The sequence below is a fragment of the Nonomuraea sp. MG754425 genome, from assembly GCF_021699195.1.
Taxonomy (GTDB): Bacteria; Actinomycetota; Actinomycetes; order Streptosporangiales; family Streptosporangiaceae; genus Nonomuraea.
Genome location: NZ_SSXE01000067.1, coordinates 16,617 through 40,121, shown reverse-complemented (window position 1 = coordinate 40,121; position 23,505 = coordinate 16,617). Strand labels below are relative to the sequence as shown.

Sequence of the window (23,505 nt, the reverse complement as noted above, 5' to 3'; positions counted from 1 at the left end):
TATTGACATGCTGGTGAGTGGTCAATGGCATGCTCACAGCAGCGCTAAAGCAGCAGTTGGAGGCCAGAAACTATCGGTAGATCAATGAAACTTTCATTCCCACATGGTGCCTGTTTGACCGTCTAGCGCGACGTACCGGCCGGTCGGTACTGTGATTTATCCGGAATAATCGTCCACTGCGGGAGTTCTGCGCATGTCTCTTTCGCACGCCCAGGCCCAGGCCCAGCTCACCGGCCCCGGCCAGCTTTTCGAGATCGAGGAGATCGGCGACACCGGCGTACGCACGTGGAAGCACGCTCCGGCCCACTTCCGTGCCCTGCTGGAGATGAGCAGGTTCCACGGTGAGAAGGTCTTCCTCGCCTACGAGGACGAGCACATCACGTTCGAGGAGCACTTCCGCCGTGCCGCCACCCTCGCCAACCGCCTGGTCGAGGAGTACGGCGTGACCAAGGGCGACCGGGTGGCCGTGGCCATGCGCAACTACCCCGAATGGGTGGTCGCGTTCTCGGCCACGCTGGCCGCGGGCGCGATCGCCGTACCGCTGAACGCCTGGTGGACGGAGGCGGAGCTGGCCTACGGCGTGCGCGACTCCGGTGCGAAGGTGCTGATCGCGGACGGTGAGCGCGCGGTCAGGCTGGCGGGCACGGGCGTGCCGATGATCGTCACCAGGGGCGAGGTGCCGCCGGAGGCACGCGCGTTCGCCGAGGTCATGGGCGAGATCCCGGCCGACGTGCGGCTCCCCGACGTGGAGCTGGCCCCCGACGACCCGGCCACGATCTTCTACACCTCGGGCACGACCGGCAGCCCCAAGGGCGCGCTCGGCAGCCACCGCAACCTGGGCCAGTCCCCCATGACGGTCGCCTTCGGCCTCATGCGCTCGGTCACCATGGCCGGCAAGGACGTCGCGGCGGCGACCGGGGCCCGCCGGATCACGCTCCTGACCGTCCCGCTCTTCCACGTCACCGGCTGCTTCTCGGGCCTGACCACGACGATGTTCACCGGCGGCGGCCTGGTGCTGATGTACAAGTGGGACCCCGAGCAGGCCCTGCGCCTCATCGAGCGGGAGCGGGTCACCGCCATGATCGGCGTCCCGACGAACGCCTGGCAGCTCATGTCCCACCCCGACTTCGGCAAGTACGACCTGTCGTCCCTGACCACCCTCGGCTACGGCGGCGCCCCCGCCCCGCCCAAGCTGCTGGAACGCATCACCACGAACCTCCCCAACCGCGCCCCCTCCAACGGCTACGGCATGACCGAGACCTCCGCCCTGGCCATCGGCAACGGCGGCGCCGACTACCAGGCCAAGCCCGACAGCATCGGCCTGCCCGCGGCCGTGGTGGACGTGCGCGTGGTGGACCCGATGGGCGACGAACTGCCGCCCGGCGAGGTCGGCGAGCTGTGCGTACGCGGCCCGAACGTCATCCTCGGCTACTGGAACAAGCCGGAGGCCACGGCCCAGACCTTCGTCGGCGGCTGGCTGCACACCGGCGACCTCGCCAAGATCGACGACGAGGGCTTCGTCTACATCGTGGACCGCGCGAAGGACATGGTGATCAGGGGCGGCGAGAACGTCTACTGCGCGGAGGTGGAGGCGGCGCTGTTCGAGCACCCGGCGGTGGACGACGCCGCCGTCATCGGCGTGCCGCACGACGAGCTGGGCGAGGAGGTCGGCGCGGTCATCCGCCTGGCCCCCGGCACGTCGGTGACCACCGAGGAGCTGCGCTCGTTCCTGACGGACCGGATCGCCAAGTTCAAGATCCCGGTGCACGTCTGGTTCCGCGAGGGCGAGCTGCCCCGCAACCCCGGCGGCAAGATCCTCAAGACGCACCTGCGCCGCGAGATCCTCGGCTCCTGACCCACGCGTTCCGGCCCTGACCCGCCCCGGCCAGGGCCGGACCGCGGCTCAGGGCCGCAACCGCTCGGAGCCATGACCGCTCAGGGCCGGAACACGAGGCCGGGGCCGGACCCCGTCGGAGCCTTGACCGGCCGGGCCGGGCCCTGCCGCCGCCTGCTCCCGAGGCCCTGTGACAACGTTCACAATTCCACGTTCTCCCAGCTCAGCGCGGGTGTCGCCGCTCCTCGTTACCTGGCGCGTAATCGCGGCCCCTACTCCTGGCCTGGCATCTTTCAGGTGTCCGCACGACCGAGGCCATCCTGAAGGAGCCCGACATGACCGCCCTGACCGTCACCCCTGACCGGACGAAGTTCCTGCGCCTCACGCTGGCCGCCGACGCCGTGGTCACGGGCGGCAACGGGCTGGTCTACCTCGCCTTCGCCGGCCCGGTCGGCACCCTGCTCGGCCCGGACACCGGCCTGCTGCGCGGCATCGGCGCCTTCCTCCTCGCGTACGGCGTCGCGGTCGCCGTCCTCGCCGCCCGCCGCGACATCAGCCCCGCCGGCACCAGGGTCGTGATCGCGATGAACATCGTCTGGACCCTGGGCAGCATCGCCGCCGTCGTCACCGGCGCGGCCGGCCTCACCACCGTCGGCGCGATCTGGGCCATCGCCCAGGCCCTGGTGGTCGCCGTCTTCGCCGAGCTCCAGATCACCGGCCTGCGCCGGACCCGCCGCACCGGCTGACCACAGCGCCCGCCGCGAACACCACAGACACCCGGAAGAAGGGCACCACCCATGAACCTCGCCGACCGCTACACCGCCTGCTGGAACCAGACCGACCCCGAGGCCCGCGCCAAGGCCGTCGCCGAGCTGTGGACCGCGGACGCCACCTACACCGACCCGCTCGCCGACGTCGCCGGCCACGCCGGGATCGCGGCCGCGATCGAGGGCGCGCAGGGCATGTTCCCCGGCCTGGTCTTCACCCCCGGCGACCTGTTCGACACCCACCACCACACCGCCCGCTTCACCTGGCACCTGGGCCCGGAGGGCGGGGAACCGGTGGCGACCGGGTTCGACGTGGTCGAGCTGGCCGAGGACGGCCGGATCAGCAAGGTGCTCGGCTTCCTGGACAAGGTCCCGGGCTAGAGCCTCGCCGCGTACCGGCCCCCCGGAGTTCCGGGGGGCCGCCGCCGTGTCCCCGTAATGTATTTGCCCGGAGGTCAGCGGCTACCGGACAATGTCACTTCGTGCTACCTGCAGTGAAACGCCTGGTCCGGCACCTTTCGCTGGACCTGAGCCCGTTGCGTGACTCCCGCGACTACCGGTTGCTCTTCAGCTCCGGGGTCATCACGATGTTCGGCACGATGATCGCGATGGTCGCGGTGCCGTACCAGATGAAGGAGCTGACGGACTCCTACCTGGCGGTCGGCCTGGTGAGCCTGGCGGAGTTCGTGCCGATGGTGGTGTGCGGCCTGTGGGGCGGGGCCATCGCCGACGCGCTCGACCGGCGCAAGATCATCGTTCTGAGCGAGTTCGGCCTGCTGGGGACCTCGGCCGCGCTCACGGTCAACGCGCTGCTGCCCGACCCGCAGATCTGGGTCCTGTACGTGATGGGCGCGATCTCCACCGCGATCGCGTCCCTGCAGCGTCCGAGCCTGGAAGCCGTGATCCAGCAGGTGGTCAGGCACGAGCAGCAGGGCGCCGCCGCCGTGCTGTCGAGCCTGCGCTGGAACTTCGGCGCCATCGTCGCCCCGGCGCTCGGCGGCGTGCTGGTCACGTGGAGCACCGCCTCCGCCTACGCCCTGGACACGCTGACCTTCGCGCTGTCGCTGCTGCTGCTCTGGCGGGTCAGGTCGCTCCCGCCCGCCGAGAACGCCGCCCCCGCCTCGCTCCGGTCGCTGGTCGAGGGCCTGCGGTACGCGGTGAGCCGCCGCGACCTGATGGGCACCTACCTGGTGGACATCGCCGCCATGGTGTTCGCGATGTCCACGGCGCTGTTCCCGTTCCTGGCCGACGAGCTGAGAGCGCCGCAGGCCCTCGGCCTGCTCTACTCGGCCGCCGCGGTCGGCGCGCTGCTCGCCTCCCTCACCGGCCGCTGGACGGCCCGGGTGCGGCGGCACGGCCTCGGCGTGATCGTCGCGGCCGTGCTCTGGGGCGTGGCGGTGGCCCTGACCGGCCTGGCCCCGAGCGTCTGGCTGGTCTTCGTCTGCATCGCGCTGGCGGGCGCCGCCGACATGATCAGCGGCATCTTCCGCCTGACGATGTGGAACCAGACGATCCCGCCCGAGTATCGCGGCCGGCTGGCCGGCATCGAGCTGCTCTCCTACGCCAGCGGCCCGATGCTGGGCAACGCCAGGGCCAGCCTGATGGCGAGCGTCGGCGGCACCCGCTTCTCCCTCACGGGCGGCGGCGTCATCTGCGTGGCCGCCGTCCTGGCCCTGGCCGCCGCGCTCCCGACGTTCCGCCGCTACGACTCCGGGACGGACGAGCACGCGCTCGCCGAGAAGTCCCGCCGCGAGGCCGCCGCCGCCGAAGCCACCACCTGACACTCCGGCGAGCCACCCTCCCGCACCCGGCCGACACGCACCACCACCCAACAGGCACACCCCACAGGCGCCACCCCTGCGGGCGGGCGGCCCCGCTCGGCCCTTCCCGCTCAACCCCTTCCCTCAGCCTTGGCGAACGCCCGCAGCGCCTCGGCGTCGGAGTAGACGCCGCTCACGTACTCCTCCACCCACTCCGCGATCCCCTCGAACTCGCTTTCGGCCTTGAGCCGCTCCCCCACCCGCCGGGCGTCGAGCGGCGTGCACCGTAAGGTCACCGCGCCGCTCTCCCCGTCGAGCAACGCCCACTGCGCGCCGTACCTCCCGTACGGCATCCCGACCGACCCCGGGTTGACCACCAGCACCCGATCGGCCAGCCGCACGAACGGCATGTGCGTGTGCCCCAGCACCACGGTCTCGGCGCTCTCCCCCGCCAGCACCTCGCCCCACCGCTCCAGGGAGCTGTCGACCAGGATCATCTCCTCGTCACCGCGCGGCGTCGCGTGCACGAACAGGGTCGTGCCCAGCCGCCCCAGCTCCAGCACCTGCCGCGCGGGCAGCCCGGCCAGCAGCTCCACCTGATCGGCACGCAGTCGCCCCGCCGCCCACCGGGACGACGGATAAGGGCTGTCCTTCCCCCCGGCCGCCTCGACCAGCTCCCGGTCGGCGTTCCCGGCCACCCACCGGACCCGCTCACCCAGCGAGACCAGCAGATCGAGCGTCTGGACGGGCATCGGCCCTGCGGCGACATCGCCGGTCAGCACGATCAGGTCGGCCCCGGCCACGTCGGGCTCGGCCAGCACCGCCTCGAGCGCGGGCAGCACACCATGGACGTCGGAGAGCACGGCGACACGCATGCCCCCACTCTCCACCCCGCACGGCCCGCCGGAGCCCGTGTTCGCTACGCGGCGAACACCTCAGCCCGCCTCCCGCCAGCCGTCGTGCCGCGCGACCAGCTCGTCCACCTCGGCCAGGGCGGCTTCGTCCAGCCCCTCGACCACGACCAGCCACTGCGCGTCCTCGGCGTCGTCCTCGCCGGCGAGCGTCTCCCGCACCACCCGCGGCACGCCCAGCCCGGGAAACCTCTCCCCCAGCGTCTCGGCGACCTCCTCGGCGTCGTCCCGCTCACCGAACACCAGCAACTGCGTCATCGCCCGGCCTTCCCCTTTCCGGCGTTCACGAGGCATGAGCGCCCCGGACGGATAGCGTTGCGCCGTGCCCGCCGAAACCGACCTGACGCCCGCCTCGCTCCCCGATCGGCTTCTCCCGCCGCCGCGAGGCTTCGTCGCGGCGGACCTCGATCGCCTTCCTGACACGCCCCCGCACACAGAGCTGATCGACGGCGCCCTGGTCTTCCGCGCCCCTCGGAGCCACTTCCACCAATCCACCCTCTTCCGGCTGCACCTCAAGCTCGAGGATTTCCTGCCGCCAGGCCACGAGGTGCTCCAGGAGATGAGCGTCAAGCTGGGTCCGCGGCAACGCCCGGAACCCGACCTCATCGTCGTGGGCCCCGAAGCGATCATCGGCCAGGAGGTCACCTGCTTCGAGGCCGCCGACGTCGTGCTCGCCGTCGAAGTGGTCTCGCCCGACTCCGCGGTGCGTGACAGGGAACGCAAGCCCGTCCGCTACGCCGAGGCGGGCGTGCCCCATTTCTGGCGTATCGAGGAGATCCACGACCGCCCCGCCGTCTTCGTCTACGAACTCGACCCCGCCACGAAGTCGTACGCCGGCAACGGCGTCCATCACGACCGGCTCAAGCTCACGGTCCCGTTCGACATCGACATCGATCTCACCACGCTGTACCGCGGGCGCACCCGCTGAGGGGCCGGCACGGCAACCGCCGCGCCGGCCCCCGCGAAGCCCTCACGTGCGAGGCTGCGCCCCCACCCGATCGGCCGCCATCGCCACCGCGGCGTCGCGCGCCGCCGTGGTCTCCTCGACCGTCAGCGTCCGGTCGGAGGCGCGGAACCGCATCGAGTAGGCGAGCGACTTGTTCCCCTCGCCCACCTGCTCCCCGGCGTACACGTCGAACAGCCGGATCGACTCCAGCAGGTCGCCGGCCCCGTCGCGCAGCGCGGCCTCCACGTCGGCCACCGGCGTGAAGTCGGGCACGATCAGCGCGACGTCCTGGGTGGCCACCGGGTAGGCCGACACCGAGGGCGTCTGCACCGGGCCCGGCATGGCGGCCTCCAGCCGCGTCAGCTCCAGCTCCATCGCCGCCGTACGCGCCGGCAGCCCGTACGCCTCGATGACCCGCGGATGCAGCTCCCCGGCGTGCCCCACCAGCGTGTCGCCCACGTAGAGGGCGGCGCACCGGCCGGGGTGCCAGGGCTCGTGCTGGTCGGCGCTGATGGACAGCTCGACCCGCGCCTCGGCCGCGACCAGCCGGGCGGCCTGGACCGCGTCCGCCCACGAGGCGGTACGCCCGTCGCCCCACCAGCCGGACCGCTCGAACTCGCCGGCCAGCACCGCGGCGACCCGCAGTGGCTGGTCGGGCAGCGCCGCCTCGATGGAGGCGATCTCCTCGGCGGTCGGCCGGCGCTCGACGCCCAGCACGGGCGCCGTCTCGGGCGCGCTCGGACGGGGCCGGTAGACGGACCCGGATTCGAACAGCGCCACGTCGGAGAAGCCGCGACCGGCGTTGCGCACGAGGGTCTTGAGCAGCCCCGGCAGCAGCGTCGTGCGCATCAGCGGCTCGTCCTCGGACAGCGGGTTGGCCAGCCGCGCGGCCAGGCGGCGCGCGTCGTCGGCGGGCAGCAGCAGCCGGTCGAAGTCGTCGCCGCTGATGAACGGGTAGCTGAGCACCTCGACGTAGCCGCCCTCGGCCAGCGCCCGGCCGACCCGCCTGTGCAGCCGCTGCCCCTCAGTGAGCCCGGCCCCGGCCGGGGCGGAGGGCAGCACCGACGGGAGGCTCTCGTAGCCCTCCAGCCGGATGACCTCCTCGGCCAGGTCGTTGGGGTCGGTGAGGTCGGGCCGCCAGGACGGCGGCGTCACGGTGATCATGTCGTCGCCGGTGACGGCCAGCTTGGCCGCCAGCGCGCCGCCGGTCACGACCCCGGTCGGGGCCACGCCGCCCTTGCGCACGGCCGGGTCGTCGCCGTCGGCCACCACGCAGCCGACCTGCTCCAGCCGCGCGACCACGGTGTCCTTGGAGTAGTCGACGCCCGCCACCCGGCCGGGGTAGCCGGACGGGATGGCGATGCGCGCGGGCTCCACGGCGACCTCGGCGTGCGTGACGCCGGGCCGTACGGTGGCGCCGCCCAGTTCGGCCAGCAGCCGTACGGCCCGCCAGGAGGCGACCAGCGGCAGCTCGCGGTCGACGCCGCGCTCGAACCGCTTGCTGGCCTCGGACACGAGCCCGTGCCTGCGGGACTCGCGGGAGATCCCGGTGGCGGAGAAGTGGGCGGCCTCGATGACGATGTCGGTGGAGCCGTCGGAGATCTCGGTCTCCAGGCCGCCCATCGTGCCGGCCATCGAGATCGGCCCGGACTGGTCGGTGATGAGGATGTCGTCGGGGTCGAGCTCGCGCACCACGTGGTCGAGCGTCTCCAGCCGCTCGCCGGCCGCGGCCCGGCGCACGACGATCTCGCCGCGCAGCCTGCCCCGGTCGAACGCGTGCAGCGGCTGCCCCAGCTCCAGCATCAGGTAGTTGGTGATGTCGACGGCCAGGGACACCGGACGCATGCCGGCCCGGTTCAGGCGTACCCGCATCCACAGCGGGCTCTGCGCGGCCGGGTCGAACCCGCTCACCTCGCGCAGCACGAACCGGTCGCAGGCCGTCGGGTCGGCGATCGAGGCCGGCCACGCCGTCTCGGTCTCGACGGGCGGCGGCTCGACGGCGGCGGGGTCGCGGAAGTCCACCCCGAACGCCGTGGCCACCTCGCGCGCCACCCCGCGGATCGACAGGGCGTAGCCGATGTCGGGCGTGATCTCCAGCTCGATCACGTCGTCGCGCAGCCCGAGCAGCTCGACCACGTCGGTGCCGATCGGCGTGTCGGCGGGCAGCACCATGATGCCGTTGTGGTCGTCGCCGAGGCCCAGCTCCCGCTCGGAGCAGATCATGCCCTCGGACATGCGCCCGTACGTCTTGCGCGACCCGACCTCGAACCCGCCGGGCAGCACGCCGCCGGGCAGGACGACGGGCACCCGGTCGCCGGCGGCGAAGTTCGTCGCGCCGCAGACGATCAGCCGCGGCTCGGCCTCGCCCACCTCGACCCGGCAGTGCCTGATCGGCTTCTTGAACCCGGTCAGCTCCTCGATCTCGAGCACCTCGCCGACGACGACGTTCTTGACGTCGTGCCCGTAGGAGGCGATCGACTCGAGCTTGAGCCCGGCCGCGGTGAGCTTGTCGGCCACCTCGTGAGCGGTGGCCGCCGGGAGATCGACGTACTCCCGCAGCCAGGAAAGCGGGACCTTCATCAGATCTCCATTCCGAACGGGAGGGTGAAGCGGTTGTCGCCCTCGACCATGTCACGCATGTCCTCGGCGTTGTGACGGAACATCAGCGTGCGCTCGATGCCCATGCCGAACGCGAACCCGGAGTAGCGCGCGGGGTCCACGCCGCACGCGATGAGCACGCGCGGGTTGACCATGCCGCAGCCGCCCCACTCGATCCAGCCCTCCGACTTGCAGGTGCGGCAGGGCGGGTTGCCGGGGATCGCCGAGGTGCCGCGGCAGACGAAGCACTTGAGGTCCATCTCGGCGGACGGCTCGGTGAACGGGAAGTAGTTGGGCCGGAACCGGGTCGTGATGCCCTTGCCGAACATGACCTCCGCGAACCGGTCGAGCGTGCCCTTGAGGTGGGCCATCGTCAGGCCCTCGTCGATGGCCAGGCCCTCGGTCTGGTGGAAGACGGGGGTGTGGGTGGCGTCGAGCTCGTCGGTGCGGAAGGTCTTGCCCGGCGAGATCACGTACACCGGCAGCTCGCGCTGGAGCAGCGCGCGCACCTGCACCGGCGAGGTCTGGGTGCGCAGCACCATGCCGGACTCGGTGGAGCCGACGAAGAACGTGTCGTGCTCGGAGCGGGCCGGGTGGTCCTTGGCGATGTTGAGCGCGTCGAAGTTGAACCACTCGCCTTCGAGCTCGGGTCCCTCGGCCACTTCGTAGCCCATGGCGACGAAGGCGTCGGCGATGCGCTCCTGCAGCGTGGTCAGCGGGTGGCGGGCGCCGCGCGGGCGCCGGTCCCACGGCAGCGTGACGTCGACGGCCTCCTCGACGAGCACCCGCGCGTCGCGCTCGGCTTCGAGCTCGGCCTGCCGGGCGGCCATCGCCTCGTTGATCGCCTTGCGGGCGGTGCCGACCCGCTTGCCCGCCTCGGCGCGGGCGGCCGGGGGCAGGGCCCCGATCTCACGGTTGGCCAGGGCGATGGGCGAGCGGTCACCCGCGTGCGCCAGCCGGGCCTGCTTGAGTGCGTCGAGGTCGCCGGCCGTCTTGATCGCCGCGATGGCGTCGGCTTCCATCCGGGACACCTCGTCGGCATGCAACGGTGTCACCTCGACGGGATCGTAGTCAGACAAGAGTGGGCTCCGTATCCAGGGCTTGAGCGGAAAAGAGTCTAGTGGGGCCCGCCCACCGGGCCCGCATTCGGCAACTAGACGCCGGCGAAGTCGGGCGTGCCGGTGGGCACGGTAAATCGGAACTCCGCCCCGCCCTCGGGCGCGCGCTGCACCGCGATCGTGCCGCCGTGTGCCTCGACCAGGCCCTTGACAATGAACAGGCCCAGCCCGGTGCCGCCGCGGCGACGGCTGTTGCCGCCCCGCCAGAACTGGCGGAAGACGCGCGGAGCCAGCTCGGGCTCGATGCCCTCGCCCTCGTCGCGCACCGACACGGCAGCTCCCCATTCCACGGACTCGATCTCGATTGTCACAGTGCCGCGCCCATGACGCAGCGCGTTTTCCACCAGATTACCCAGAATCTGGTCGATCTTGTCCTGGTCGAGCCACATCTCGGGGAGGTCGTCGCCCGCGATCAGCCGGAAACGGTCTTCGGCCTCACCGGCCGCCACCCGCCCGGCGATCAGCCGGCGCGCCCTGGCGGGCAGATCGACGACCTGGCGGCGCACCTCCAGCCGCCCGGACTCGATGCGCGAGACGTCGAGCAGTTCGGTGATGAGCCGGGTCACCCGGTCGGCGTCGTTGTTGACGGTCTCCAGCATGACGCGCTTCTGCTCGTCGGTGAAGCGGGTCCACTTGGCCAGCAGCGTCGCGGTGAACCCCTTGACGCTGGTCAGCGGCGAGCGCAGCTCGTGGGCCACGGTCGAGACCAGGTCGGCGCGGCTGCGCTCCAGCCGGGCGCGGGCGCCGCCGTCGCGCAGGGTGATCACGACGCGCTCGACGTCGCCGGCGCGCTCGGGCTCGCGCACGAGCCGGGCCGCGACGTAGAGCTCCTGCCCGCCGGGCAGGTGCAGCGGGCGCTCCGGAGCCCTGCTCCTGGTGCGCAGCCCGCCCTCGGGGTCGAGCGCCTTCCACCAGTCGCGGCCGTCGTGGTCGCGGAAGGGGAAGACGTCGTTCATGTGGAGGCCGACCGCGCGCTCCATCGCGACGCCGGTGAGCCGGGCGGCGGCCCGGTTGACGGCCTGCACGCGCCCATATCGGTCGGTCACCACGAGGCCGTCGGGAAGATCGTCGATGGCGATGGTGCACGCGGCGGCCACTACTCGCCCGTCGGTGTCTGCGCCGTGCACGACCTCGCCTCCTCCGCCTACAACGCCGACAATAGCGGGTTTCCGGCCCCCTAGGGCACTCGCTGCGCCCTGGCCGAGGAGTAAAGGCATACCGCCGCGGCAGTGGCCAGGTTGAGACTTTCAGCCTGTCCGTAGATGGGCACTCTGACCACATCGTCCGCCTCGGCGAGTATCTCCTCCGGTAGTCCCCAGGCCTCGTTGCCGAAGATCCACGCGGTGGGTCCCGAGAGATCGACGTCGTCGAGCGTGTGCTTGCCCGAGCCGTCGGCCGCCAGCACCCGCAGGCCCCGCTCCTTGAGTTGACGCACGGCGGCGCCCACCGGTGCACCGATCGCGACGGGCAGATGGAACAGACTTCCCACGCTGGCCCGTACGCACTTGCCGTTGTACGGGTCCACGGAGGCGTCGGTGAAGATCACCGAGTCGGCCCCGGCGGCGTCGGCGGCCCGCATCACGGTCCCGGCGTTGCCCGGGTCGCGGACGTGCGCGAGCATCGCGACCAGCCGCGGCCGGCCGGTCAGCGCCTCCTCCAGCGGCACGTGCACGAGCCGGCAGACGGCCACCAGCCCCTGGGGGGTGACGGTCTGCGACAGCTCCGCCATGACCTCGCCGCTGGCCCGGTGCACGGGCACACCCTTGAGCGCGGCCTCGTCGATGAGCTCGGGGTGGCGCAGTTCGGCCTCGGCCGTGCTGAACAGCTCCAGCGTCACGCCGTCGAGCCGGAGCGCCTCGCGCACCGCCTGGGGCCCCTCGGCCAGGAACTTCCTGTCCTGATCGCGGAAGGCCCGCTTGGTCAGCCGCCTGGCGGCCTTCACCCGCGGCGACCTGACGTTGGTCAGCTCGGACCCCGCCACAACTCTCTCCCACTCGTTCAGACAGCAACAAAGGGCCCACCGTCATCGGTGGGCCCCTCGGTCAGCTCGACCGGCTCAGCTCGCGGCCGGAGCGTTCACGTTCGCCGGGAGCGCCTTCTTGGCGGCTTCGACGAGCGTGGCGAAAGTCTGACTGTCGTTCACCGCGAGGTCGGCCAGGATCTTCCTGTCGACCTCGATGTTTGCCAGACGCAGACCTTGGATCAGGCGGTTGTAGGTCATGCCGTTCTGGCGGGCAGCAGCGTTGATGCGCTGGATCCACAGACGACGGAAGGTGCCCTTGCGGTCCTTGCGGTCCCGGTAGGCGTACGTCATCGAGTGGAGCATCTGCTCCTTGGCCTTGCGGTACAGACGCGACCGCTGGCCGCGATACCCGCTCGCCCTCTCGAGGACGACCTTACGCTTCTTCTTGGCGTTGAGCGCCCGCTTCACGCGTGCCATGTTTGTTCTCCCCGGGGGTTCGCGCTACTTGGCGAGCAGCTTCTTGATCTTCTTGGAGTCGGCGTCGGAAAGGACGACCTCGTTCTTGAGACGGCGCGTCAGCGTGGACGACTTCCACTCGTTGTAGTGCGCGCGGTTGGCACGGCGACGCTTGATCTTGCCGGTGCCGGTGACCCGGAACCGCTTCTTCGCACCGCTGTGCGTCTTCATCTTCGGCATGTCGCCGTCTCTCCTCGTTTCGGTCGTGCCGGTGGCCGGGCCGGTGGCTGGCCGGCCCGGTCGCGGCGTCTTACGTCGGCCTGTGGCTGCTTGGGGCGCTGTAAGGCTAACCCCGGCCGCGGGTCACACTTCCTCGGGGGAAGGCTCCTCGCTGCCCTCGCTGCCACGCTGTGCCTTGGCTGCGGCCTTCTCGGCCTTGGCCTCGGCCTTCTTCTTGTGCGGACCGATCACCATGATCATGTTACGGCCGTCCTGCTTGGCGTGGGACTCCACGAAGCCGAGCTCCTGGACGTCGTCCGCCAGCCGCTGCAGCAGCCGGAAACCGAGTTCCGGCCGGGACTGCTCGCGCCCGCGGAACATGATCGTGACTTTGACCTTGTCTCCGGCCTTCAGGAACCGCACCACGTGACCCTTCTTGGTCTCGTAGTCGTGCGGGTCGATCTTGGGCCGGAGCTTGATCTCCTTGATGATCGTGTGCGCCTGATTCTTGCGCGCTTCGCGCGCCTTCATCGCGGACTCGTACTTGAACTTGCCGTAGTCCATGAGCTTGCACACGGGCGGTCGAGCCGTGGCCGCGACCTCGACGAGGTCGAGGTCGGCCTCCTGGGCGAGCTTCAGGGCGTCGTGAATCGAGACGATGCCAACCTGCTCGCCGTTCGGGCCCACGAGGCGGACCTCGGGAACTCGGATACGCTCGTTGATGCGGGGCTCAGTGCTGATGGGGCCTCCTAGGTTTGCGATCCCTACGTGCTCGTCGTATCGGAGCTTTACGCGTTCCCCCGAACGCGAAAAGCCCCGCACGTCGCGCATGCGGGGCCACTGAGCTCTTCGGCTTTCGTGGCCTCGAGCTCCCCGGAGTAGTCCGGCGTGATCCTGGACCCGGCCACCGTGGCGGTGACCCGGGTGGGAGGGAGACCTCCGCTTGCGCGTCCAGCAGGCATGCCGGACCGATCAGAGAGCTACACTACCACAACGCCGGAGGCCGCTCGAATCATCCCGATCATGGCGGCTCAGCCGGTACGGGCGGCCGAGCGCCTCAGGAGCTCCGCCTCCCCGGCGGCGCGCATCGCCGCCACCGGCACCTCGGCGACGCCCGTCATCAGCCGCACCTGCAGCACCGCCTGGTGCACCAGCATCTCGAACCCGCCGACCACGGTTCCGCCCGCGGCCAGCACGGCCGCCGCGGCCCCGGTCGGCCACGGCGAGTAGACGACGTCGAACAGGGCCGGCACCCGCGCCAGCCGCTGCGCGAAGACGTCGGCCGCCCCGCCGGGCAGCGTGGAGACCACGAGATCGACGCCCGTGAACGCGTCGAGCTTGTCGAAGGTCTCCACCGCCAGCGCCACCCCCAGCCGTTCGGCCACCGCGGCCGTCTCCCCCGCCCGCGCGGGATCGCGGACGAGGAGCGTGGCCGAGAACAGCCCGAGGTTGCGCAGCGCCGCCAGCGCGGAGGCCGCCGTGGCCCCGCCGCCGAGGACGGTGGCCGAGCGCGGCGCGGGCACGCCGGCCTCGCTCAGCGCCTGCTCGATGCCGTACACGTCGGTGTTGTCGCCGTGGCGCAGCCCGTCGCGGAACACCACGGTGTTGGCCCCGCCGACCTCGACGGCCAGTGTGGAGACCGTGTCGAGCAGGGGCAGCACGGCCCGCTTGAGCGGCATCGTGAGCGACAGCCCGGCCCAGGCGTCCGCGCCGGCCCCGGGCTGACCGCGCACCGGCCCCAGCCCGGCCAGCAGCCCCGGCAGCCGCGCCTCGTCGCACTCGAACGCCTCGTAACTCCACCCGCCGAGCCCCATCGCCTGGTAGGCGGCCCTGTGCAGGTGGGGCGAGAGCGAATGGCCGATGGGCGACCCCATCACCGCAGCCCGCATCCACCTCTCCTTCCGAGAACACCACGACCTTAACGGCCGCCCGGAGGCGGCCGTGCCCGAGGTCACCGGGTCAGGTCAGCCGCTGTTGCGCTCCAGCTCGGCCAGCAGCTCGTTGAACTGGGCCTCCGTGGTGGCGAACTTGGTGACGTTGCTCTTGGGGTCGGTGGCGGCGAAGTAGAGCCAGTCGCCCTTGGCGGGGTTCAGCGCCGCCTGGATGGCGTGGTCGCCGGGGTTGGTGATGGCCCCGGGCGGCAGACCGTCCACGTAGTACGTGTTGTACGGGTGCTTGGTCGCGATCTCGGCGAACGTGGCCCTGGTGCCGAACTTGCCGAGCGCGTACATCGTGGTGCTGTCCATCTGCAGCTTCATCGGCGGCTTGCGGTCGAGCCGGTTGTAGATGACGCGGGCGATCTTCGTCATGTCCTCCGTGCGGCCGGCCTCGGCCTGCACGATGCTGGCGATGACGAGGATCTCGTGCGGCGTGTGGCCGAGTTCCTTGGCGCCGCCTTCGAGATCCGCCTGGTCGGCCGCCTGCTTGAACCGCTCGACCATCGCCGCCAGCATCTCCTTGGGCGTGGTCTTGGGCTGGAACTCGTACGTGGCGGGGAAGACGTACCCTTCGACCTTGCCCTTCGCGTACGACGGCAGGTCGAGGGCGTCGCTGTCCTTGACCGCGGCGGTGAACTCCTTGGCCGGCCGGCCGGTCTGCTCGGCGAGTTCGGCGATGGTCTGGGAGAGCCGCAGGCCCTCCTTGAGCCGCACCGTGGCCAGCAGCCGGTTGCCCGGGACGAGCATCGCCACCGCGCTGGAGGCCGACATCTGCTTGCGCAGCTTGTACGAGCCGGGCTGCAGCGAGGCGCTCATGTTCGCGTTGGAGATGGCGTTGGTGAACGCCCTGGCGCTGGCGACGACCCCCTGCTGCTCCAGTTCCTGCGCCACCTCCGAGGCGCTCTGCCCCTGCTTGATCTCGATGACGACCTCACCGGTGCCCTGACCGGTGTAGTCGTCGGGCACGAGGGCGTCGCTGATCCAGAGGTAGCCGTAGTAGCCGCCGCCGCCGAGGATGCCCGCCAGGACCACGAACGCGAGCAACGGCGCCAGGAACCCGCCGCGGTTGCGGCGGCGCCGCCGCCTGCGCCCGCCCCGTTTGCCGGAAGACCGGGAGCGGCGCCGGGAAGAACCTTCGTCGTCCTCGGCGCCGAGCAGGGTGTTCAGATCGAGATCGTTCATAGATGCGGTGGCCAATCTCCCGGTACCGCCGGACGGGCGTCAAGCGGATCTGCCCAAACGGCTGGTGTCACCGAGCGGAACTGGGGGGACCGCCGCTCGTGCTGTGACGGACGGCGGAGATCACTCTGGGTAGCCATGCTAGAGGAAGGAAAGAGCGTGCATGCCCCACTTTGGGGTTTTTGCGGTGGAACGGTGGGAGGCCCGTCGAACATCAGCTCGTCCTGAGGTTCTTGTTCAACTCTTCCCGGTATCTCACGAACTCGCTCTCTTTGCTGGTGAATTTGGTGATTCTATGCGCTGGATCCGTCGTCACAAACCACTGCCAGTCACCCTCGGCGGGGTTCAGCGCCGCCATCAGGGCCTTCTCGCCAGGATTGGCGATAGGCCCAGGAGGCAGCCCTTTGTGACGATAGGTGTTGTAAGCCGAGTCAACCTTGGTGTCACGCTCCGTGACTTTCAGTGTCCGCCTGTTCTGCGCGTACAGCACCGTGCTGTCGATCTCCAGCGGGATGTCCTTGGCCAGGCGGTTGTAGATCACGCGGGCGATCTTCGGGTAGTCCTCGTCCGTGCCGCCCTCCGCCTGGATCATGCTGGCCACCGTGACGGCCTGGAGCGGGTTCAGGTGCACCTTCGGCGCCTGCTCCTCCAGGCCCACGTGCCGGGCCGCGGCCGCGAAGCGCTCCACCATGGCCGCCAGCACGTCGACCGGCGAGTGGCCGGGCTCGATCTCGTACGTGGCCGGGAACAGGAAGCCCTCCAGGCCGTTGGCGTAGTCCGGCAGGCCCACCAGGGCCTTGTCCACGCCCCGCAGCCCCTCCAGCGACAGCCCGGCCTGCTTGGCCAGGCGGGCCAGCACCTCCGACACCCGCATTCCCTCGGGCAGCGTCACCCGCCGCACGATCCTCGCGGCAGGGCTGAGCAGCAGGTCGAGCGCCGCCGAGGCCGCCATGCCCTTGCGCAGCCGGTAGTGGCCGGGCCGCAGCCGGTCGCTCACCGCGCGGTCCTCGGTCACGTTCACGAACGACCGCGCGCTGGCCACCACCCCGGCGTCGGCCAGCGCCGAACCGATCGCCTCCGCGGTGGAACCGGGCACGATCCGCACGGTCACCGCGCCGCTGCCCGGCCCTTCGAAGTCGGCCGGACTCACGTAGGGCTTGAGCAGCGCGATGCCGCCCGCGCCCAGGGCCAGCGCCCCGGCCAGCAGACCCGCCGAGAGCAGGCCCACCCTGCGCACGGCCCGCCCGCGGCGCGGCGGCAGCGGGATGACCTCCGCCTCGGGAACGGCCTGCGCCGCCGCCGAGCCGGGCTCCGGCTCCCGCGCCGGCGTCTCGGGACGGGCGTCCTCGCCCTGGTCGTCGCCCGACCGGAAGGGGATCACCTCGCCGACGTCGTCCTCGTCGCCAGGAGTGCCGTTGTTCACGAGACCACCTCGCCGGCGTCGTGGGCCGGGCCCTTCCGGCACGCGGGCCGGGCCCGGAGGCGGTCGCCGGACTCCCGGACCCGCTCCCCCGTCGTGCGCCCGCTCATGAGGCAGGTCCGTCGGCCGCCGCTGGCGGTTCGACGGGCCTGCCTGGTGGTCTTTCCGTGGCGCGCTCGGAGTCGAGCGCGTCCTGCAGCAGCACCACGGCCGCCGCCTGGTCGACGACGCCGCGCTGCTTCTTGGCCCGCACGCCGCTGGCCCGCAGCCCCTGCTGCGCCGCGACCGTGGTGAGCCGCTCGTCGAACAGCCGTACGGGCGTGGGCGCCAGCCGGGCCGCTAGCCTGCCGGCGAACTCGCGCGCCAGCCCCGCGGCCTGCCCCTCGCGCCCCGACAGCGACGTGGGCAGCCCCACGACGACCTCGATCGCCTCGTGCTCGGCGACGATCGCCGCGATGCGTTCGAGGTCGCCCTTGCCCCGCCGGACGGTCTCCACCGGCGTGGCCAGCAGGCCGCTGGGGTCGCTGCGGGCCACGCCGACGCGTACGGAGCCGACGTCGACGCCGATCCGTGAACCGAATCTCATGTCAGCCGAGCTGCCCAGAAATCGCCTCTTCGACCAGTCGCAACGCGTCGCCGATCGCCTCGGGCCGCGTGCCGCCGCCCTGCGCGACATCGTCCTTGCCGCCACCGCCACCCCCAAGAGCCTTGGCGGCGACGCCGACCAGCTTCCCGGCCTTGAGCCCCCGCTCGCGCCCCGCCTCGTTGACCGCGGCAACCACCACGGGCCGGTCGGAGGGGGCTCCGGCGATCACCACGACCGCCGGCCGGTCGGCCGGGAACCTGCCACGCACATCAAGCGCGAGCTTACGCAGATCATCGGCGCCGGTTCCATCAGGCGCGCGGTGTGTCACCACGGAGACACCCTGCAGGTCACGAGCCCCGGACACCAGCTCGCCGGCCGCTTCGAGCACCTGGGCCGAACGCAGCCTGTCCAGTTCCTTCTCCGCCGTGCGCAGCCGGGTGACGATGCCGTCGATGCGCTCGGGCAACTCCTCGCGGCGCGCCTTGAGCTGCTCGGTGAGCTGGGCGACCAGCACGCTCTCGCGCGCCAGGAAGCGGAAGGCGTCGATGCCGACCAGCGCCTCGACGCGGCGCACGCCCGCGCCGACCGACTGCTCGCCCAGCACCTTGACCAGGCCGAGCTGGCCGGAGCTGTGAACGTGGGTGCCGCCGCACAGCTCGCGCGAGTAGTCGCCGATCTCGACCACGCGGACCTCGTCGCCGTACTTCTCGCCGAACATCGCCAGCGCGCCCATCGCCCTGGCCTCCGCCTGCGAGGTGTAGAACGCGTTGACCTTGAGGTCGTTGACGAGCACGGCGTTGACCTCGTCCTCGACGTCACGCAGCACGCTCTGCGGTACCGCGCCCGCGGAGGTGAAGTCGAAGCGGAAGCGGCCGGGCGAGTTCTCGGAGCCGGCCTGCGCCGCCGTCTCGCCGAGCGCGTTCTTGAAACCGCGGTGGACGAGGTGGGTGGCGCTGTGGCTGCGCGAGATCGCGCGGCGGCGCTCGAGGTCGATCTCCGCCTGCGCCTCGTCGCCGACCTTCAGCTCGCCGCTGCGGATCTTGCCGCGGTGCACGACGAGGCCCGCCAGCGGCGTCTGCACGTCGGTCACCTCGACCTCGGCGCCGCCGGTGCGGATCACGCCCTGGTCGGCGAGCTGGCCGCCGCCCTCGGCGTAGAACGGGGTGCGCTGGAGCACGATCTCGACCGTGGTGCCCGCGCCCGCCGCCGGGACCGGCACGCCGTCGACGAGGATGCCGACCACGCTGGTGTCGGCCTCGGTCTGGTCGTAGCCGAGGAACTCGACCCGGCCCGCCGACTCCAGGAGCTGCCCGAAGACGGAGATGTCGGCGTTGCCGGTCTTCTTCGCCGCGGCGTCGGCCTTGGCCATCTGCCGCTGTTCCTTCATGAGGCGGCGGAAGCCCTCTTCATCGACCTTGAGCCCCTGCTCGGCCGCCATCTCCAGGGTCAGGTCGATCGGGAAGCCGTAGGTGTCGTGCAGCTTGAACGCCTGGTCGCCCGGGATCGTGGTGCCGGACTTGCGCTTGGTCTCCTCGACCGCCACGTCGAAGATCGCCGTGCCGGTGCGCAGCGTGCCCATGAACGAGGACTCCTCGGCGTCGATGACCGAGTGGATCTGCGGGGCGTCGGCCTTGAGCTGCTCGTACTGCTCGCCCATGACGTTGATCGCCACGTCGGTGAGCTCGTGCATGTAGCGCTCGTCACCCGAGCCGAGCAGCCGCAGGTTGCGGATCGAGCGGCGCAGGATGCGGCGCAGCACGTAGCCCCGGCCCTCGTTGCTCGGCAGGACGCCGTCGGCGACCAGCATGGTGCCGGTGCGCACGTGGTCGGCGATCACCCGCAGGCTCACGTCGGAGCGCTGGTCGCGGCCGTAGCGGGTCTTGGTGAGCTCCGCCGCCTTGTCGAGGATCTTGTACGTGGTGTCGATCTCGTAGATGTTGTCGACGCCCTGCAGGATCGCCGCCATGCGCTCCAGGCCCATGCCGGTGTCGATGTTCTTGCTCGGCAGCTCGCCCGCGATGTCGAAGTCGACCTTGGAGCGGACCTGGCTGAGCTGGTACTGCATGAAGACGAGGTTCCACACCTCGAGGTAGCGGTCCTCGTCGGCGACCGGGCCGCCCTCCTTGCCGTACTCGGCGCCGCGGTCGTAGTAGATCTCCGAGCAGGGGCCGCCGGGGCCGGGCACGCCCATGTGCCAGTAGTTGTCCTCCAGGCCGCGGCGCTGGATGCGCGACTCGGGCAGGCCGACCTTGTCACGCCAGATCTCGAACGCCTCGTCGTCGTCGTGGTAGACCGTCGCCCACATGCGGTCCTCGGGGAAGCCGAAGCCGCCGTCGGACTCCGGCCGGGTCAGCAGCTCCCACGCGAACGGGATCACCTCGGCCTTGAAGTAGTCGCCGATGGAGAAGTTGCCGAGCATCTGGAAGAACGTGGCGTGCCGGGTCGTCTTGCCGACCTCGTCGATGTCGGGGGTGCGCACGCACTTCTGCGCGGTGGCCAGCCGTGACCCCGGAGGCTTGCGCTGCCCCAGGAAGTACGGCTTGAACGGCACCATACCCGCGTTGACCAGGAGAAGCGTCGGGTCCTCAGCGATCAGGCTGGCCGAGGGCACTATCTTGTGCCCACGCTCCTCGAAGAAGCGCAGGAAGCGGCGCGCGATCTCTGCCGACTCCATGGTGGCCATCCTTTGCTGTAGTCAGTTGTGTTCTGTGCGACCGCGGTCTCGGCGATCGCGGTCTCGGCGACCGCCGTGCCGGCCGCGCCCTCAGACGCCGTCGGCACCGCTTCCGGGTACCCGCGTTCGAGCACTGCCGGAGAAGGCCGCCCTCGGGCGGCGCCGCCTCAGCGGTCGCTGCCCTCAGCGTTGTCGAGCCCGAAGCGTGCTCGCAACTCCGTTTCGCGCTCGGCGGCCTCGCCGAGCGCGTCGGAAGTAAAGTCTCTCACCCTCAGGAGCATGCCCGCCGCGCCGTCGGCGGTCCGGCGGGCGATGTGGTCGGGCTGCAGCGCCTGCAGCCTGCGCATCACCCAGAAGGCGAGGAACGCGCCGAGCGACAGGTAGAAGATCCTTCGTATCATCGTGCCCGTCCCTGCCCGGCCCGTCTCACCCCGGCGCGGGGCCGGCCGGTCCGGCGGGCCTCGATGGCGCGGCGCACGCCGTAGCCGAGCGAGGACACCTTGATCAGCGGGCCGGTGAAGATGGTCTGCGTGACCCCGCTCAGCTTGGCCGCGTGCCCGCTGACCTGCTTGACGTCGTTGGCGATGGCCTCGACGGCGACCAACTGCCTGTTGGTCTCGCTGACCGTGACGCTCATGTCGTCGAGCAGCGGCGCGAGGCGGTTGTTCAGTTCGGAGACCGCCTTGGTGGTCTCGGTGAGCAGCCTCGCGAGCTTGACGAGCACCATGGCCATGACGCAGACCAGGACCACCCAGCCCGTGGCCGCGATCAGCCCGGCGACCTCTCCAGCGGTAAGCATCCGCTCATCTCCCTCGTACGCTGGGCCGGAACGGCAAGACCCTATCGCGTTCGGGTGACAACGTTAGTGGCGGACGCGGCGCTGATCAGGCCGCCACGTCGGCCCCTGGCACTTCCGTGACCGCGCGCATGAGCCCGCGTGCCGCCCTGATCTCGGGCGACACCAGCCGGTCCGGCGTCGCCGTGATCGCCGCGCGCAGTGCCCTGAGCGCCAGGTCGGCGGCGTGCCCGGCCGCCTCGTCGCCGTGGCGGCCGTAGAGCTGTCTGGCCCAGGCGGGCAGCGTGGCGAACGCCAGCGCGCCGGCGGCGGGCAGCGAGCCGAGCGCGAGGGGCGCGGCGGCGAAGAGCGTCCGGAGCGGGAGGGCCGGGCTGAGGCAGGCGCGCAACGCGGCGCGCGCCTGCGCGGTGGCCGCCAGGCGCGGGCGCATGCCGGTGAGGTAGGCGTCCAGCTCGCCCGCGTCGCCAGGGACGTCGCCGAGCCCGACGAGGCGGGCGCCGCGGCGCTGCTCGGCCACGTACGCGTCGCGCTCGGCCGCCGTGAGCGGCACGCCGCAGCGCCCGGCCACCTCCAGGTGCGAGGCGACCTCCACGCAGTGCACCCAGCGCAGGTTCTCCTCGTCGTCCACACGGAACAGCACGCCGGTGTCGGGGTCGAGCCCGACGAGGCGGGCATGCACCTGACGCGCCCGCCCGGCCACCTGCTCGGCCTGCTCGCGGCTGCCGAACGTGCGCACGGCGACGTAGCCGAGCTGCCGCCGGAGCCGGGCGTGGGCCACCCCGGGATCGTCGAGGAGGCAGTTCTGGGCGATGCCGCGGATGGTGCGCGGGTGCAGGGCCTGAAGCTGGAAGGCGCGTACGGCGGCCGGCCAGGCCGGTGTCTCGGTGTGCACCCGCCAGGTGATCGACGTCGGGCCGAAGAGGCCGCCACCGGGGGTCACGATCGGCTTCACAGGGTTGTGATGCCCCGCGCCCGCCCGTTCAGTACGGCTGCCGGGCGATCGAAGATCACGATTCGACCTCGCGGCCCGTGGGCGTCAGGACCTGCGCAGGAAGTCGCGGATCTTGGCCCACCGCTCGGCCACCGGCCCTTCCGCGCCGTGCCGGGTCGGCTCGTAGTAGCGCCGCTCGCGCACCTGCTCGGGCGCGTAGTCCTGGCGTACCAGCCCGTGCTCGAAGTCGTGCGGGTACTTGTAGCCGTCGCCGTGGCCGAGCTTGGCCGCGCCCTGGTAGTGGGCGTCGCGCAGGTGGCCGGGCACCTGCCCGATCAGGCCCTTGCGCACGTCGCCGACCGCCGCGCCGATGGCCTTGACCACGGCGTTGGACTTGGGGGCCGTCGCGCAGTGGATGACGGCGTGCGCGAGGTTGATCTGCCCCTCCGGCAGCCCGATGAGCTGCACCGCCTGCGCGGCGGCCACCGCGGTCTGCAGGCAGGTCGGGTCGGCCAGGCCGACGTCTTCCGAGGCGAAGATGACCACGCGGCGGGCGATGAAGCGAGGGTCCTCGCCGGCCTCGATCATGCGGGCGAGGTAGTGCAGCGCCGCGTCGGCGTCGGAGCCGCGCATCGACTTGATGAACGCGCTGATGACGTCGTAGTGCTGGTCGCCCTGCCGGTCGTAGCGGACGGCGGCCTTGTCGACGGCCTTCTCCACCACCTCGATCGTGATGTCGTCGGCCAGCAGCGCCGCCGCCTCCAGGTAGGTCAGCGAGCGCCGCGCGTCGCCGCCGGCCAGGCGGACGAGGTGCTCCAGGGCCTCGGGGGCGAGCGTGGCCCGGCCGCCCAGCCCGCGCGGGTCGGACACCGCGCGCCGGAGCACCGCGCGCACGTCGTCCTCCGACAGCGACTCCAGCGTGAGCAGCAGCGAGCGGGACAGCAGCGGCGAGATGACCGAGAAGAACGGATTCTCGGTGGTGGCGCCGATGAAGGTGACCCAGCGGTTCTCCACGGCGGGCAGCAGGGCGTCCTGCTGGGCCTTGTTGAAGCGGTGCACCTCGTCGACGAACAGCACGGTCTGGCGGCCGCTCATGCCCAGCTCGCGGCGGGCGGTGTCGATGGCGGCGCGGACGTCCTTCACGCCCGCCGACACGGCGGAGACCTCGACGAAGCGGCGCTCGGTGACGTTGGAGACGACGTAGGCCAGCGTGGTCTTGCCGGTGCCCGGCGGCCCCCACAGGAACAGCGACATCGGAGCCTCGCTCTCGACCAGGCGCCGCAGCGGGGTGCCGGAGCCGAGCAGGTGCCGCTGGCCGATCACCTCGTCGAGGGTGCGCGGGCGCATGCGCACGGCGAGGGGCTGCGGGGTGGCCTCTTCAGCCGCCAAGTCGAACAGGCTATCCACATC

23 protein-coding genes are annotated in these 23,505 nt (G+C 71.4%); 5 read left to right on the top strand and 18 right to left on the bottom strand.

Annotated features, from left to right (window positions below; all coding sequences use genetic code 11):
* Positions 1-193: 193 nt before the first annotated feature.
* The 4 genes from FAF44_RS23240 to FAF44_RS23225 all read left to right on the top strand — a co-directional run bounded on the left by FAF44_RS23240 (position 194) and on the right by FAF44_RS23225 (position 4,382).
* On the top strand, positions 194-1,855 hold the full coding sequence (locus FAF44_RS23240) for a class I adenylate-forming enzyme family protein (protein ID WP_237105341.1): 1,662 nt from the start codon (positions 194-196) through the stop codon (positions 1,853-1,855).
* Positions 1,856-2,169: 314 nt separating this feature from the next.
* Complete coding sequence (locus FAF44_RS23235; RefSeq protein WP_237105340.1) at positions 2,170-2,580, top strand: hypothetical protein; 411 nt, start codon at positions 2,170-2,172, stop codon at positions 2,578-2,580.
* 51 nt (positions 2,581-2,631) lie between these two features.
* Positions 2,632-2,982 (top strand): nuclear transport factor 2 family protein, encoded by a 351-nt coding sequence (locus tag FAF44_RS23230; protein WP_237105339.1) that lies wholly within the window; start codon positions 2,632-2,634, stop codon positions 2,980-2,982.
* Positions 2,983-3,083: 101 nt separating this feature from the next.
* Entirely contained in the window at positions 3,084-4,382 is a 1,299-nt protein-coding gene (locus FAF44_RS23225) for an MFS transporter (RefSeq protein ID WP_237105338.1), read from the top strand.
* Positions 4,383-4,492: 110 nt separating this feature from the next.
* Here the strand turns inward: FAF44_RS23225 and FAF44_RS23220 are convergent, their stop codons facing one another.
* Both FAF44_RS23220 and FAF44_RS23215 read right to left on the bottom strand, forming a co-directional pair.
* Positions 4,493-5,236 carry a metallophosphoesterase gene (locus tag FAF44_RS23220; protein ID WP_237105337.1) on the bottom strand — a complete coding sequence of 248 codons (744 nt, stop codon included), beginning with the start codon at positions 5,234-5,236 and terminating at the stop codon, positions 4,493-4,495.
* A gap of 60 nt (positions 5,237-5,296) precedes the next feature.
* Positions 5,297-5,530 (bottom strand): hypothetical protein, encoded by a 234-nt coding sequence (locus FAF44_RS23215; protein WP_237105336.1) that lies wholly within the window; start codon positions 5,528-5,530, stop codon positions 5,297-5,299.
* Between the two features lie 64 nt (positions 5,531-5,594).
* Between FAF44_RS23215 and FAF44_RS23210 the strand changes: the two genes are divergently transcribed.
* Complete coding sequence (locus tag FAF44_RS23210; RefSeq protein WP_237105335.1) at positions 5,595-6,200, top strand: Uma2 family endonuclease; 606 nt, start codon at positions 5,595-5,597, stop codon at positions 6,198-6,200.
* Positions 6,201-6,242: 42 nt separating this feature from the next.
* Here FAF44_RS23210 and FAF44_RS23205 read toward each other — a convergent pair whose 3' ends face one another.
* From FAF44_RS23205 to FAF44_RS23130, 16 genes are all read right to left on the bottom strand, one after another.
* On the bottom strand, positions 6,243-8,798 hold the full coding sequence (locus FAF44_RS23205) for a phenylalanine--tRNA ligase subunit beta (RefSeq protein ID WP_237105334.1): 2,556 nt from the start codon (positions 8,796-8,798) through the stop codon (positions 6,243-6,245).
* Positions 8,798-9,838 carry a phenylalanine--tRNA ligase subunit alpha gene (gene pheS / locus FAF44_RS23200; protein ID WP_237105385.1) on the bottom strand — a complete coding sequence of 347 codons (1,041 nt, stop codon included), beginning with the start codon at positions 9,836-9,838 and terminating at the stop codon, positions 8,798-8,800. Before pheS ends, FAF44_RS23205 begins: the two co-directional genes overlap by 1 nt.
* A gap of 131 nt (positions 9,839-9,969) precedes the next feature.
* Positions 9,970-11,061 (bottom strand): ATP-binding protein, encoded by a 1,092-nt coding sequence (locus tag FAF44_RS23195; RefSeq protein ID WP_237105333.1) that lies wholly within the window; start codon positions 11,059-11,061, stop codon positions 9,970-9,972.
* A gap of 50 nt (positions 11,062-11,111) precedes the next feature.
* Complete coding sequence (locus FAF44_RS23190; RefSeq protein WP_237105332.1) at positions 11,112-11,915, bottom strand: RNA methyltransferase; 804 nt, start codon at positions 11,913-11,915, stop codon at positions 11,112-11,114.
* A gap of 75 nt (positions 11,916-11,990) precedes the next feature.
* Positions 11,991-12,374, bottom strand: a complete 384-nt coding sequence (rplT, locus tag FAF44_RS23185; RefSeq protein WP_090945401.1) for a 50S ribosomal protein L20 — start codon at positions 12,372-12,374, stop codon at positions 11,991-11,993.
* Positions 12,375-12,398: 24 nt separating this feature from the next.
* Positions 12,399-12,593 carry a 50S ribosomal protein L35 gene (gene rpmI, locus FAF44_RS23180; RefSeq protein WP_090761693.1) on the bottom strand — a complete coding sequence of 65 codons (195 nt, stop codon included), beginning with the start codon at positions 12,591-12,593 and terminating at the stop codon, positions 12,399-12,401.
* Positions 12,594-12,716: 123 nt separating this feature from the next.
* Positions 12,717-13,313: a translation initiation factor IF-3 gene (gene infC / locus FAF44_RS23175; RefSeq protein ID WP_308193364.1), complete on the bottom strand. Its 597-nt coding sequence runs from the start codon at positions 13,311-13,313 to the stop codon at positions 12,717-12,719.
* Positions 13,314-13,603: 290 nt separating this feature from the next.
* Positions 13,604-14,461, bottom strand: coding sequence for a shikimate dehydrogenase (locus FAF44_RS23170; RefSeq protein ID WP_237105330.1), 858 nt, complete (start codon positions 14,459-14,461; stop codon positions 13,604-13,606).
* Positions 14,462-14,536: 75 nt separating this feature from the next.
* The gene (mltG, locus tag FAF44_RS23165) at positions 14,537-15,691 is read right to left on the bottom strand and encodes an endolytic transglycosylase MltG (RefSeq protein WP_237105329.1); all 1,155 of its coding nucleotides are present in this window, start codon (positions 15,689-15,691) and stop codon (positions 14,537-14,539) included.
* Between the two features lie 211 nt (positions 15,692-15,902).
* Positions 15,903-17,111: an endolytic transglycosylase MltG gene (gene mltG, locus FAF44_RS23160; RefSeq protein ID WP_237105328.1), complete on the bottom strand. Its 1,209-nt coding sequence runs from the start codon at positions 17,109-17,111 to the stop codon at positions 15,903-15,905.
* Between the two features lie 103 nt (positions 17,112-17,214).
* On the bottom strand, positions 17,215-17,694 hold the full coding sequence (ruvX, locus tag FAF44_RS23155; protein WP_237105327.1) for a Holliday junction resolvase RuvX: 480 nt from the start codon (positions 17,692-17,694) through the stop codon (positions 17,215-17,217).
* Position 17,695: 1 nt separating this feature from the next.
* On the bottom strand, positions 17,696-20,368 hold the full coding sequence (alaS, locus tag FAF44_RS23150) for an alanine--tRNA ligase (RefSeq protein WP_237105326.1): 2,673 nt from the start codon (positions 20,366-20,368) through the stop codon (positions 17,696-17,698).
* Positions 20,369-20,535: 167 nt separating this feature from the next.
* Positions 20,536-20,769: a hypothetical protein gene (locus FAF44_RS23145; protein ID WP_237105325.1), complete on the bottom strand. Its 234-nt coding sequence runs from the start codon at positions 20,767-20,769 to the stop codon at positions 20,536-20,538.
* Positions 20,766-21,167 (bottom strand): DUF948 domain-containing protein, encoded by a 402-nt coding sequence (locus FAF44_RS23140; RefSeq protein ID WP_237105324.1) that lies wholly within the window; start codon positions 21,165-21,167, stop codon positions 20,766-20,768. Before FAF44_RS23140 ends, FAF44_RS23145 begins: the two co-directional genes overlap by 4 nt.
* A gap of 85 nt (positions 21,168-21,252) precedes the next feature.
* Positions 21,253-22,116: an oxygenase MpaB family protein gene (locus FAF44_RS23135; RefSeq protein WP_237105323.1), complete on the bottom strand. Its 864-nt coding sequence runs from the start codon at positions 22,114-22,116 to the stop codon at positions 21,253-21,255.
* Between the two features lie 84 nt (positions 22,117-22,200).
* Entirely contained in the window at positions 22,201-23,442 is a 1,242-nt protein-coding gene (locus FAF44_RS23130) for a replication-associated recombination protein A (RefSeq protein ID WP_237105384.1), read from the bottom strand.
* Positions 23,443-23,505: the final 63 nt, after the last annotated feature.